Source organism: Rhodococcus sp. 15-725-2-2b (assembly GCF_002259075.1).
Classification (GTDB): domain Bacteria; phylum Actinomycetota; class Actinomycetes; order Mycobacteriales; family Mycobacteriaceae; genus Rhodococcoides.
In genome coordinates, this window is the sequence record NZ_NPFL01000002.1 from 267,866 (window position 1) to 280,840 (window position 12,975).

Below are 12,975 nucleotides of genomic sequence, written 5' to 3' on the forward strand. Positions count from 1 at the left end.
GCCGTCAGGAGCATCGATGACAGATACAGCGCACGGTCCCGCTCAAACGGGAGATCTCGTGGAAGCCGCGGGCCACCCCGTCGGCGGTGGCCTGATCAAGGACAGCTACGACCCGCGGCTGACCAACGAGGATCTCGCTCCGCTGAAGAAGCAGACGTGGACCTCGTACAATCTCTTCGCCTTCTGGATGTCCGACGTGCACTCGGTCGGTGGCTACGTGACCGCGGGCAGCCTGTTCGCGCTCGGCTTGGCCAGTTGGCAGGTGCTGATCGCGCTGCTCGTCGGCATCACGATCGTGTACTTCTTCTGCAACCTCGTCGCCAAGCCGAGCCAGGTGTCCGGAGTTCCGTATCCGGTCATCTGCCGCAGTGTCTTCGGTGTTCTCGGTGCCAACATTCCGGCGATCATTCGTGGCTTGATCGCCGTGGCCTGGTACGGAATTCAGACATTCCTGGCCTCGGCCGCTCTCGACATCGTGTTGATCAAGCTGTTCCCGTCTCTCGCTCCGTATGCCGTCACCGCCGACTACGGTTTCGCCGGACTCTCGCTGCTCGGCTGGGCGAGCTTCCTGTTTCTCTGGGTCGTCCAAGCGGCGGTGTTCTGGCGGGGCATGGAGTCCATTCGCAAGTTCATCGACTTCTGCGGCCCCGCTGTCTACGTCGTGATGTTCATGCTGTGCGGCTACCTCATCTGGAAAGCCGGCTGGGGCGCAATCGATCTGAACCTCGGAGAAGTCGAGCACACGGGTCTGAGCTCCATTCCGGTCATGCTCGGTGCGATCGCTCTCGTGGTGTCCTACTTCTCGGGCCCCATGCTCAACTTCGGCGACTTCTCGCGTTACGGAAAGTCCTACGCCGCCGTGAAGAAGGGCAACTTCCTCGGTCTACCGGTGAACTTCCTGGTCTTCTCGATACTCGTCGTCGTCACTGCGTCGTTGACGCTTCCGGTGTTCGGTGAACTGATCACCGACCCGGTCGAGACCGTGGCACGGATCGATAGCACGTTCGCCATCGTCCTGGGCGCGCTGACCTTCACGATCGCCACCATCGGTATCAACATCGTCGCCAACTTCATCTCCCCTGCATTCGATTTCTCGAACGTCAGCCCCCAGCGCATCAGCTGGCGCGCGGGCGGAATGATCGCCGCCATCGGCTCGGTGCTGATCACGCCGTGGAACCTCTACAACAACCCCGACGTCATCCACTTGACGCTCGAGACCCTCGGTGCATTCATCGGACCACTGTTCGGCATCCTCATCGCCGACTACTACCTCGTCCGCAAGCAGAAGGTCGTCGTCGACGAGCTGTTCTCGATGTCGTCCACCGGGCTGTACTGGTACTCCAAGGGTTACAACCCGGCGGCGGTGTACTCCACCGTCGTCGGCGCGCTGGTCGCGATGTTCACCGTCCTCTTCAACGGGGCCATCGACGGCATGGAGATCGCCGGCATGTCGACGGCGTCGAAGTACAGCTGGTTCATCGGCTGCGGTATCGGATTCGTCATGTACTTCTACCTGGCGACACGAACCAAGCTGGCTGTCACCAACTTCGACGCCCCAGCGACGGCTTAGGATTTCTTCCGTGCTCATCAAGGTCATCAATCCGAACACCACCAGTTCGATGACCGCAACGATCGGTGACTGTGCCCGGGCCGTGGTCGGCCCGGGCACGGTCGTCGATGCGGTCAGCCCCTCGATGGGGCCCGTGTCCATCGAAAGTCATGTCGACGAAGCACTCAGTGTCCCAGGCATTCTCGCCGAGATCGCCCGGGGCGAGGCCGCTGGGGTCGACGGTTACGTCATCGCCTGCTTCGGAGATCCCGGTATCGACGCGGCCCGCGAGCTGGCGGCCGGGCCGGTCGTCGGTATCGCCGAGGCGGCCATGCACGCCGCGAGTTTCCTGGGTCGAGGTTTCAGCGTCGTCACCACACTCGGACGCACCATCGGACGTGCCCAGGATCTGGCGAACCACTATGGCTTCGGACGCCACTGCCTCGGCATTCATGCGTGCGAACTGCCGGTCCTCGATCTCGAGACCGATCCCGACGCCCGCAAGATCGTCACCGAGGCGTGCCGCGTCGCCGTCGAGACGGACGGTAGCGATGCTGTGGTTCTCGGCTGCGCGGGTATGGCCGATCTGTGCCGACACATTTCGGCCGAGATCGGAGTACCTGTGGTCGACGGTGTGGCCGCGGGCACGTTGTTCGTGCAGTCCCTGGTCTCGCTGGGACTGGGTACCGGAAAGCGCGGCGAATTTGCCTCTCCGCCGGCCAAGCTCTACACAGGAATGCTCGAGGGATTCAGTAGGCAGTAGCGCCCGAAATCCACTGGAGTGCAATTTCTCGATCCGATCGCAAGATCGATGCACTCGAACAACTACTTGACCGCGTCCACTTCTACCTCGACGAGCCAGCCCGGAACCGGAAGCGAGGCGACCTCCAACGCGAATCGGGAAGGTCGCGCGGAGTTGCGTTCCAGCGGTGCCGCAGGCTCCGCGCTACCGAGCGGAACGAGTTCTGTCTCATCCGTATCGAGATTCGTATTTGCGAAGAACTGCCGATAAGCACGGTTCCAGCCCGCATAATCGGCGATGTCGGTGCCGGGCGCGTTGTCGAGAAACACGCGCATCGTCACGACGTCCTCGAGTGTGTAGCCCTCTTGTTCGAGGTTGTCGCGGATCTTCTTCAGTACGTTGATGCCTTGCGCTTCGGTGACTGTGACACCTGGAGGCAACGTGCCACCCGGGAACTCTTCGGTGTCGATGTAGGACTCGGGGGTACCGGTCGCAGCAGCGTCGTTCATGGCTGTACCTCCGATACCGCTGGTCTTGTATACAGTTGCATCGCCGGATATCTCGACGCCTTGCGCGATCATCGGGTTGTCCTCGCCGGGTTCGATCACCGACCGTGCGCCCGCGGTGGTTTCGGTTGTGTCGCCCGAGGCCTCGGAATCCGAGGAGCACGCTGCGGTGAACAGAATGGTTCCCGCTGCTGCAGCGGCGATGAGTGAGCGAGTGACGTGTGACAACGTGGTGCCTTTCGACAGGTATGGGATTTCGATCAGGACGTGGTGACGCGCTCGTGCAGCGCGGTGACGACCTGGCGAGCCGATGTGAAGGCACCGTGCTGCCAGGCAATTGCATTGGAGAGGTGATCGCCTGCGAAATAGATTCGCTCGACAGGTGCGAGCAGTTTTTCGTATTCCGGCGTGGCGGCACCGCCGTGCGAACCACCCGACCCCTCCCAATTGGCCCACGCACTCTCCGAATACTTGGTACGACGCCAACTGCCGGAGAAGGAACTCACGATATCGCGGGTGTATTTGTCGCCGTGAATCATGGATCCTTCGGCGATTGCTTTCGCCAACCTTTGCTTGTGAGTGAGGGATTCGAAGGCCTGATGCCTCTTGCCGCTGTTGTAGTACCCGACGACGACACCGCGATCGGAGTTGTAGTGGTCGTACGGGAACATGATTTGCGAAATGTCGAGGTCGGTGTTGCTGGCACCCCCGTAGATGCGCTCGTCGGTCTCCCACCATCGGCGTGAGTACTCGATCCCGAGCTTGCCCGACGAGAACGGCTTGGCCGCTCTGTTCGCCGCCAACACGTCTGCGGGTAGATTCGTATCGAGGCGTCCGATCAGGTTGGGTGGAATCGTGCAGATCAGGTAGTCGGCGTCGATCGATTCCGCTTTTCCGTCTTTCGTGTATTCGACGGCGACGCGCTCGCCGGCGTTCTTCATCGACGTGACCTCGGCTCCGTAGACGATGTTGTCGACGCCGATCGACTCCTCGAAGGCGTAGTAGATTCGGTCCATGCCACCGACAGGTGAGAACATCAACATCGCTTGGTCGTAACCGAACTCGAAGCTGAAGTTGCGGCCTATCCCGCTGCGAATGACGTCGGACATGCTGTGCGGCTTCGTTTCGGCACCGAAGTCGACACCTGCGCCCGGTTCGGACGAATAGCCGCGCCGCGTCGATCCGAGATACCGCCCGTCATCGGACAGGTCACCGAAATCGCTGAGGAACTCGGACAGGGCGTCCTTGTCGTCGCGGCTGAGCACGTCGTCCAGAGCACCCCGGTTTGCGGCTTTCTGAAGCAGTTCCGACATGTATCCGTACGTGTCTGCTTTCGCCGCTCGGTAGCTCACCGACTGCTGATTGAGCGCCGTGTCGCTCTTGTAGTTGACTACGGTGTTGGCATTTTGATTGCCGAATGTCTGGAGCTCGACACCGAGCTCCTTGCAGTAGTCCATCGTGATGTGGCTCTGCGGTATTCGGGTCGCGCCGACGTTGTAGAAGTGGCCGTCGGAGAACGTGCACGTTTGAGTTTCCCCGTTCAGATCCGTCTCCTCGGCACCACCGCGAACAGACCACACACGGCCGCCCGGCCGGTTCCTCGCTTCGAGAATCGTCACGGAGTATCCCGCTTTGCGGAGCTCGTAACTCGCACACAGTCCTGCAGGACCACCGCCGAGCACGACCACCGAAGGACTTCCCTCGACCCTCCCGATCAGGTCGGACCTCGCCGGCGGTCTGAACCGTGTGGGCACCGCCTGAGCGGATGGAGCGAGGCCGATCGTCGACATCGCTCCATAGGCGAGCCCGGCCCCTCCCGTGACTCCGAGACCTCGCATGAACGATCTCCGTGTTACTGGCAATTCATGCTCCCATTCGTGCTGCCCGGTGCCTCGGTGGTCCGGGATCGAAAAGTTTCGAGTGCAATCCTGAACGGCAGGTAATTCGGGAAGATCAACCTCGGGAAACCATCGAGAAAGCGCGAGTGAGAACGGACAGGATTTCGGACGAGGAATTCCCACTCGTACGGTTCCAGCTGATTCATGTTCGCAATGCCCGTGCAACATGCGCCCACTATTTTCGGCAACCATGTCCGCACTCGAGCACGCGATCGCCAGGTCGTTCTCTGCCGGTGAGCCGGCGCAGCCCGCACTGTCACCTCTCCGCGCGCTCGGAAGGCGACAGCTGTCCGGGGTCGAGGTACTCGCCCAGTCGATCGCCACTACTGCACCCGCTGCATCGATGGTGGTGCTGCCCATCGCCATGCTGACGAACGACACAATGCTCGGAGGTGTGTTGACGATCGCTGCCGCGACGATCGTCGTATCGCTCATCGCATTCTGTATTTCGCAGTTCACCCGCAGGCTCGCCGCATCCGGAGGGCTGTACAGCTTCACCTTCCACGGCGCGCGAGCTCGCGCTGCGCTCACCGTCGGTACTGCCATGCTCGTGAAGTACTGCGCCAGTGGAGCGCTGACTCTCTACAGCGGCGGCCAGGCCGTCATGACTGTGCTCGACCAGTTCCACATCGATGCGCGCGGAGGCATTCCTACGATCACCATCTACCTGCTGATCGCCGCATCGATCCTGGCCTGTCTGCTGCGCGGTGTCAGGTTCGCCGCAACGGCGATACTCGTCGTCGAAGTATGTTCACTGGTTTTCATCCTCGTACTGCTGATGATTCCCGATGGTGCGGGCCGCGCAGTCGATGTGGAGACCGCAGAGTCGTCACACGGGCTACTGCTGGTCGCGCTGGCGGCGATGTTCTCACTGGCAGGCTTCGAGAGCGCCACGTTCTTTGCTCCCGAGGCACGTCGCCCGCTCGTCAACGTCACTCGCACGGTGATGCTCACCCCCATCATCTGCGGAACACTGTTCACCTTCGCTGCGTGGGCTGTGTGGTCCGGCCGAGGCAGCACTCTCATCGAGGCGTACCTGCACGGTTCGTCCACCGGCATCGATCCGTCGCTCGTGATCGCGGTGAACGTAGGACTGAGTTGCTCGTGGCTGGCCTCCTCGATGGCCTCCTCCAATGCGGCGTCTCGCTTGGTCTACACGCTGGGGATCGAAAGGGTGATACCCCGAATATTCGGCTCTGTTCACCGACGATTCCGCACTCCGTCCGTGGCGCTGGTCTGTGTTGTCGTCGGCTTCGCTTCGGCCAGTATCCTGTTCTCGGTCGTGTCGGAAGGGCCGCTGATCGACAACGTGAAACTTGCTGCCCGCGCCGCCCTGATCGTCGGATACGTACTCGTCGCGGTCGCCGCCGTATTGTTCCTGCGCCGCATCGGTGAACTCGAGACACCTGTTGTCGTCGCAGCCGCGCTCGCCTCGGGCTGCGGCGTCGGGGTCCTGATGCTGCTGTTGTTCACCGACGGGATCACCGACAACCTCGTTCTGATCTCGGTGTTCTCGGTCATTGCACTGTCCGGAACGATATGGGCCTCGTGGCTGCGTACGCGCTCACCTCTCGGCCTTCGATCCATCGGTGTGTTCGACAGCGCGGAAACCACGGACGTGCTGCCCGGTTCCGCGTCCTACGGTGAGAACTCCCGTGGCGCTGTCGCTTTGGTCAAGCAGCCGCGCAGGGAGCGATGACAGTGGCCGTGCGTACACCGCGGGTCGCCGAGGTCTCGGGTCACGAGCCGCGCGCAGTACAGAAAGCGCTCGCTCTCCTCGAAGCCGTCGCACACATCGGACCAGGGGCGAGCGCCAAGGAGATCGCACAGGCAACAGGGGTTGCGCCCGCAACTGCATACAGGCTGCTCAATCTGTTGGTCGCAGACGGGTACCTCGTACGCATCGACGACCTTTCCGGGTTCGCGCTCGGTCGACGTACGCGCGAACTCGCGGGACCCGATCCCGGTCACGATCCCGATTCCATTCGCCGCGACGTGTTGGACAGTCTGCGATCCCACATTCGATTCGGTGTGTACCTCGCGTCGTACGAAGGCGGCCGCATCAGTCTGGTGGATCGAGATCCGGACCACGATTTGGTCGCAGAGAGCGCCATCTTGATACATCCCCATGCATCGGCCATCGGAAAAATGATGCTGGCACGTCGCTCCGAGACCCTCCCGACCGGGAAACTGCGGGTTTTCACGTCACACACCATCGCCGACAGCAACGCACTGTCCGCGGAGCTGACCCGAGTTCGCACGTCGGACCTCGCCACCGAAACCGACGAGATGAGAATCGGGCGTTCGGCCATTGCGGTTCCACTTCGAGACGAATCGGGCTCGGTCAGTGGATGTCTGGCAGCGATCGGCAAGACCGGACGACTACGGACGGACGACTCCGATCTGATCGATCTGCTCCGAGCATCAGCGGGGAGGCTGCGCCCATGACAGTCCAATTCAGCGACGAACGGACGCGATCGTGTAGCCGATCGCTCCGCCGGCGACCAGCACGCCGACGAGCAGCAACACAACCTGCAGAGCAGTCGACATCGAGTCCTCGAACGACGCTACGTAGACCACGACACAGGACGCAACGATCGCGATGAGAGCAGACAGTGTCGGGGGGACCTTCGGAGACTTGTCGGTCATGGTGCCAATACACCATCTACGAGTCCATCAGGTCTCGCACAACCTCCGATAGGGAACACCGGGTAGGTACTGTGCCCATTCGGCTTCCGTCACCACCGACCCCCCGGATTCGCACAGCTGAGTACGAACCTCGTCGGGGTCGGTCCGCCAGATGCGGACATCGCGAGCCGTGCCACCGCCGACCAGCACTCGTCCGTCCGCGGCGAACACAGCATCGTTGACACGCATGCCATACGCGGTGAGGGCAGCGTACTGCGATGGCGCGGCACGGTCCGTGACATTCCACAGCCACACCGAGGATCCCCCGTCGCCCGCGGCCAACCGCGTGCCGGACCGATCGAACGAGAGCGAGTAGATCGGGCTGGAGGGCCCGACGATGCGAGATAGGTGTTGCGGGGCAGCCGCATTCGTCATGTCCCACAGTCGAATCGAACGATCCGCACCGCCGGCGGCGAGAGTTCGCCCATCCGGTGAGATGGCCACGGCCTGAACGGAGCCTCCGAATCCGCCGAGTGTGGTCGTGCGGCGCGGGTCGGTCGGGTTACTGATATCCCACAGTTCGACCACGCCCCCGACACTGGCGATGGCCAGTACCGAACCGTCGGGAGACAGCGCCATGCCCGCCGGATAGTTCCCCGCCTGCAAGGTCGACATCTTCATCGGGGCAGCCGGATCCTGGAGCGACCACACCGACACGTCGTTCGAGTTCTGACCCGACGCGACCAACATCGTCCCCGAGCGATCGAACGCCAGCACCGCGGTCAGGCTGCCGGTCGCCTCCCGAACGAAACCCAGGGCCACCGGATCGTCGAGATCGGTTGTGTCCCAAAGCTGAAATCCCCCAGTTGCGGTGCCGACCGCGGCCAGAGTGCCGTCGGCCGTGAGCGCAACCGCACCCGTCTGCGCCATTCCGTCACCGAGGACCAACGGCTTCGACGGCACCGGATGCTCCACGTCCTCGACATCCCAGAGGGTTGTTGCGGACGCGCGACGACCTGCACCGACCAGTAGCCGGGTGCCCGCTGCACCGACAGGATTCTGGAAGATCGTGTCTCCGGCGTCCGCGAGGGCCGGACCCGGAAGCGGCCAGATTCGGGTTGTGCCATCACCACTGGCGGTCACGATCGACGAGCGATCCGGCGTGAATGCCAGCGAACTCACCTCGATCGGACCGGGAAGCGTGAGCTGCAGCGTCCCCGATGCGGCGTCCCATACCTTGGACGAATTGTCCGAGCTCGCCGCAGCGATCTGGACTCCGTCGCCGCTGAACGCGACATCGTTGACATAGCTGGTGAATCCCGTCAACGCAGGCAGAGGAGAAAGTCCGCCCGCGTCGACGGCCCACCGCAGAACCTCACGACCGGTGGTACCCGCTGTCAACGTCCTGCTGTCGGGAGAAAATGCCAACTGCAGTGCGGTGTAGGTGGATCCGTCCGAGGGGATGTCGATCAACGGCACGGTGGGGGTTGCCGGAGACGAGGTCAGCTGCCTTGCGTCCCACAATCGCAGCGCGCGGCCGGCACCGACCGTCACCAGAAACCGGCCGTCCGGGCTGAATTCCGTGGCCGACGGCGAACCTGGTTGGGCGATTTCACCGACCGTGCGGGGCGTGGCGGGTTCTGCCACGTCGAGAAGAGGCAATCTGTCGTCCTGGGTGCCGACGAGCAGAAATCGTCCGTCCGGCGAGAACGACAGGTTCCCCACACCGACCACATCCGTGCTCGACAACTTCGTCGGTGTCGCCGGGTCCGATACATCCCACAGCTCGACACCGAAGGTTCCACCGACAGCGATGACTCCTCCGCGTGGATCGAACGTCAGCACCCGCGAGTCACGCGTGACGATCTCACCGAGCCGCGCGTGGCCGTCGGCGAGCGACCACATCCGCACGTGCCCGTCGGAACCGCCTGTTGCCACCATGACTCCGCGTGGGTCGACCGCGGTCACGGCATTGCCCTCGACACCGAGCAGCCGCACCGGAGTATGAATCGCCGAGGAATCGAGCAGTGCCGATCGCGCCTCGGACGTTCGGTCCACCTCGTAGGACGCCAGCGCGAAGTAGGCCGCCAGCCCGGGATCCTGCGTTCGTAATTGCTGCGTGACGCCGGCGATCTGACGCGAGACGGCCTCGGCCTCGGCGTGTTCGGCCGCGAGCCGTCCGGCGTTCGCGTCCGATCGGGCGACGAACGCCGTCACTGCCAGTGTCACCGACAGTACGGTCAGAATCGCCAGTGCCGTGACGAGCGTTTCCAGGGTGCGTCGTCGACGTCTGTCGTTTCTGTACTGTTGCTCGACTCGATTCGCGCTCGCTTGGAGGTAGAGCTTCTCGGTGGAGTTGAGGTCGCGCCGACGCACCGGCCCGACGGATTCCTGTACAACCAGCAGCCTGGACTCCGGCAACAGCGAGCCCTCGTCGCGGTCGTTGTTCTCCCACAGTTCGGCCGCCTGGGTGAGCCGACGGTGTTCGACCAGCCACTGACGGTCGTCGTCGAGCCACTCACGCAGCCGCTTCCATGCCGTGAGCAACGCCTCGTGCGTCACCTGGACCGTCTCTTCGTCGACGGTCAGCAGTCTGCGCGCGGCGAACCGTTCGATGACGACATCGACGTCGGTGACCACGTTCATGTCGTCGTCTCCGTGGAACAGCTCGACACGATCGACGCGGCGACGAGTGACCACGTCGTCGTCGAGATTGACCAGACGCATGAAGATGCGGCGTGCTTCGCGCTGCTGCTCGAACGTCAAGGCGGAGAACACTTCCTCGGCGCTCTGGCCGACCGCTCCGCCGATTCCGCCGGTTGCCAGATAGTCCGCGACGGTCAGCGTCCTTCCGCTCGAGACCTGCCACGTCGTCAGCAATGCGTGCGAGAGCAACGGCAGGGCACCCGAGTCGTGGGCGAACTGCGATCCACGCGGACCCAACTCCCCGACCAGTACCTGTACGAGGGCATCGTCGACGGTGATTCCCGCCTTCGCTGCAGGCGAGACGATGACTTCCCGCAACTGCGATTCGGTGAGGCGGCCGACGACCACAGGGTTGTCGGACAGTCCGGCCAGCAGAGCATCCTCCGACACGGCGTTCTGGTAGAAGTCGGCCCGCAGACCGATGACGAGGACCGACCCGGAGTCGGTCGAGTCGGAGGCCGCACGAAGAAAGTTCTCGCGCTCGCGCGCTGTCGCCAGCGTCCACAACTCCTCGGCCTGATCCAGAACGACGACCGATCCCGACGCGAACGACCCGACTCGTTCGGGAAAGGCACGGATATCGCCCACGCCCGAACAGATTTCCGAATTAGCGAACCTCGATGCCAGGCCGGCGCGCAGCAGCGAGGACTTCCCCGAGCCCGATGCACCGACGACGAAGACGATGCCTCCACCGTTGTCGAGAACACCGCGGACGCGCATACTCAGACGGTCGATGACGTCGTCGCGGCCGAAGAACCACTCCGAATCGGCGGTCCCGAACGCCTCCAGGCCCTTGTACGGTGGGCTGCCCTTCGCCGGGTCGACCGTGCGCCTGCCCGAGACGGACCGCACCCTCGACACCGCGTCCCACCACCGCGCCCGCTCGTCCTCGTCGTCGACTCCGCAGGCGACCAGTACCGCGGCGAACATCTCGGCGCTGGCCTTCGTGGGTACGTGGTGACCGGAGAACCAGCCGCTGATCGTGCCGTGCAGGCCACCGGAACGCTCGACGATGTCGCGGACCGTGGCATTCGCCTGGATCCTGATCACACGCAACGCCGCGGCGAATTCGGTGCGATCCGAGATCGACGAGGGATCCGGGCGATCGGAGGTCATGGGCGAAAACTATAGAGCCGGCAGATCATGCACCGATGCCTCGAACAGCCCACTGAGCAGGACAAACAGCAAATTGCTGCGTTTGAATGACGCACACGTGGAACCCGGAGTCGTCCGTATTGACCTTGTATGGACTTGCGCGCACAGCTGGATCCGCGACGCCATTGCTTCGACGATGGACGCTGAGGTCGGGGATGGATGGATACACGAGGGGGAGAATTTTCGTGCTCGAGCAGACGTCGGCATCGGCGGTACATCACCCGTTTCGAAGGCCGAGAGAGTTTCCACCCACTGCACTCCCGACACCGACCGACACTCGTCGCCCCAAGCCTGCGTTGAGCGCGCGCGAGATCGAGGTCATGCTGGCCTGGTTCGCCTCCGACTCGAAAACGGTCGCAGCTCGGTCCGTCTACATATCGGTGGGCACGATCAACACACACATCACCCGGGTCCGACAGAAGTACGCGGCAGTGGGCCGCAGCGCGCCGACGAAGGCGGCCCTGTTCGCCCGCGCCCTGCAGGACGGTCACACTCAACTGTCCGATTGGTGACCGCCGATGCGGCTGCCCCTCGCGCGGGATGGCCGGGCGCGAATCACCGGATGGGTTGTGCCGTCCTCGTTCGCATCGGCGTCGGGTATTCCGGAACGGGGAGTCGATCGGCGCGAGCGAAGTCGGTCGGTAGTACGACATCGGATGGTCCGAGCGTGTGCACCGATGCATGCCCGAGACCGAGTACCGCGGAATCCAGTCCGCCGCGGAGGATGTCGAGCACGTTCTCCACTCCTGCTCGACCGTTCGCGGCCAACCCCCATAGATAGGCCCGACCGATCAGCACTGCCCGCGCACCCAGCGCGAGCGCTTTCGCCACGTCGCTTCCCCGCCGGACGCCACCGTCGAGGGTGATCTCGACCTGCTCTCCCGCTGCCTCGGCGATGGACGCCAACACCCGAATCGACGCCGGGGAACCGTCGAGATTGTTGCCACCGTGGTTGGACACCGAGATCGCGGTGACGCCGGCGTCGACGGCCCGTAACGCGTCGTCGACCCGCGAGATGCCCTTGAGCATGAACGGACCGTCCCACTGCTGACGTAGCCAGGCGATGTCCTCCCACGTGGGTAGCGGCGTGGACTTCCATTCGCGATATGCGGCGAAAAACGTCGGCGCGGGCTTTCCGGGCGGAGCGAGGTTGGGTGCCGTCAGATCCGGGAGGGTGCCCGTGCGTGCCCATCGCGCAAGCCATCGCGGATGCGCGAGTGCTTCCGGTGCGAATCGGAGCATCGCCCTCGGATCGAGGCGATCGGGAATCACCGGACTCCCCCAGTCTCGCCCCTCGGAGAACGACCAGTCCATCGTCACGATCAGCCCGACGGCACCCGCATTGCGTGCCCGATCGAGCATGTGCAGCAACAACTCCCGTGATCCGACCCAGTGAAGCTGAAAGAACGTCTGCGGGTTCGCTGCGACGACCTCCTCGATGGGTTTGCTCGCGAACAACGACAACCCCATCGCCACACCGCGTGCCGCTGCCGCCCTCGCGACGGCAACCTCGCCGTCGGGGTGCACCGCTTGCACGCCCGTCGGGGAGATCATCACCGGAAACGACAGCGGTTGCCCCATCAGCGTCGTCGACAACTCACGGGTGTTCGACAGCCCTGCCACGTGCGGGGCGAACCCGAGTTCGGCGAACGCAGCGGTGTTGTCCGACGCAGTGATTCCGCGCTCCGATCCCGCCACCAACGCCGAGTAGACGGACTTCGGAAGACGCATCTGCGCGCGCCGCTGGGCCTGCGCGACGGACTCGAACCAACCGGACTCGGTGAGCACGCA

General features: G+C 63.5%; 10 protein-coding genes. 5 read left to right on the forward strand and 5 right to left on the reverse strand.

The genetic code is table 11. From position 1 onward, the window contains the following. Positions 1–16: 16 nt before the first annotated feature. Together CH306_RS01175 and CH306_RS01180 are read left to right on the forward strand one after the other, a co-directional pair. A complete protein-coding gene (locus CH306_RS01175; protein ID WP_094645472.1) occupies positions 17–1,570 on the forward strand; it encodes an NCS1 family nucleobase:cation symporter-1 in 1,554 nt (517 codons plus the stop codon). Positions 1,571–1,580: 10 nt separating this feature from the next. Next, positions 1,581–2,312, forward strand: coding sequence for an aspartate/glutamate racemase family protein (locus CH306_RS01180; RefSeq protein WP_094645402.1), 732 nt, complete (start codon positions 1,581–1,583; stop codon positions 2,310–2,312). Between the two features lie 62 nt (positions 2,313–2,374). Here the strand turns inward: CH306_RS01180 and CH306_RS01185 are convergent, their stop codons facing one another. Beyond that, positions 2,375–3,025 (reverse strand): Rid family hydrolase, encoded by a 651-nt coding sequence (locus CH306_RS01185; RefSeq protein ID WP_094645403.1) that lies wholly within the window; start codon positions 3,023–3,025, stop codon positions 2,375–2,377. 32 nt (positions 3,026–3,057) lie between these two features. Beyond that, positions 3,058–4,635 (reverse strand): flavin monoamine oxidase family protein, encoded by a 1,578-nt coding sequence (locus CH306_RS01190; RefSeq protein WP_032397565.1) that lies wholly within the window; start codon positions 4,633–4,635, stop codon positions 3,058–3,060. A 250-nt stretch (positions 4,636–4,885) separates the two neighbouring features. On the opposite strand from CH306_RS01190, the gene CH306_RS01195 reads away from it, so the two are divergent. Continuing rightward, on the forward strand, positions 4,886–6,394 hold the full coding sequence (locus tag CH306_RS01195; protein ID WP_032397566.1) for an APC family permease: 1,509 nt from the start codon (positions 4,886–4,888) through the stop codon (positions 6,392–6,394). 2 nt (positions 6,395–6,396) lie between these two features. Further along, entirely contained in the window at positions 6,397–7,143 is a 747-nt protein-coding gene (locus CH306_RS01200) for an IclR family transcriptional regulator (protein WP_230596990.1), read from the forward strand. Between the two features lie 9 nt (positions 7,144–7,152). Here the strand turns inward: CH306_RS01200 and CH306_RS01205 are convergent, their stop codons facing one another. Beyond that, entirely contained in the window at positions 7,153–7,344 is a 192-nt protein-coding gene (locus CH306_RS01205; RefSeq protein ID WP_094645404.1) for a hypothetical protein, read from the reverse strand. Positions 7,345–7,371: 27 nt separating this feature from the next. Continuing rightward, a complete protein-coding gene (locus CH306_RS01210) occupies positions 7,372–11,145 on the reverse strand; it encodes an nSTAND1 domain-containing NTPase (protein ID WP_094645405.1) in 3,774 nt (1,257 codons plus the stop codon). 224 nt (positions 11,146–11,369) lie between these two features. On the opposite strand from CH306_RS01210, the gene CH306_RS29410 reads away from it, so the two are divergent. After that, a complete protein-coding gene (locus CH306_RS29410; RefSeq protein WP_256980293.1) occupies positions 11,370–11,696 on the forward strand; it encodes a LuxR C-terminal-related transcriptional regulator in 327 nt (108 codons plus the stop codon). Between the two features lie 43 nt (positions 11,697–11,739). Here the strand turns inward: CH306_RS29410 and mftD are convergent, their stop codons facing one another. Next, positions 11,740–12,972, reverse strand: a complete 1,233-nt coding sequence (gene mftD, locus CH306_RS01220) for a pre-mycofactocin synthase MftD (protein ID WP_256980999.1) — start codon at positions 12,970–12,972, stop codon at positions 11,740–11,742. Positions 12,973–12,975 lie beyond the last annotated feature (3 nt).

Excerpts from the sequence above, each read along its gene's own strand:
- CH306_RS01175 (WP_094645472.1), top strand. The coding sequence starts at position 17 with ATGACAGATACAGCGCACGGTCCCGCTCAAACGGGAGATCTCGTGGAA.
- CH306_RS01190 (WP_032397565.1), bottom strand. The coding sequence starts at position 4,635 with ATGCGAGGTCTCGGAGTCACGGGAGGGGCCGGGCTCGCCTATGGAGCG.
- CH306_RS01195 (WP_032397566.1), top strand. The coding sequence starts at position 4,886 with ATGTCCGCACTCGAGCACGCGATCGCCAGGTCGTTCTCTGCCGGTGAG.
- CH306_RS01205 (WP_094645404.1), bottom strand. The coding sequence starts at position 7,344 with ATGACCGACAAGTCTCCGAAGGTCCCCCCGACACTGTCTGCTCTCATC.
- CH306_RS01210 (WP_094645405.1), bottom strand. The coding sequence starts at position 11,145 with ATGACCTCCGATCGCCCGGATCCCTCGTCGATCTCGGATCGCACCGAA.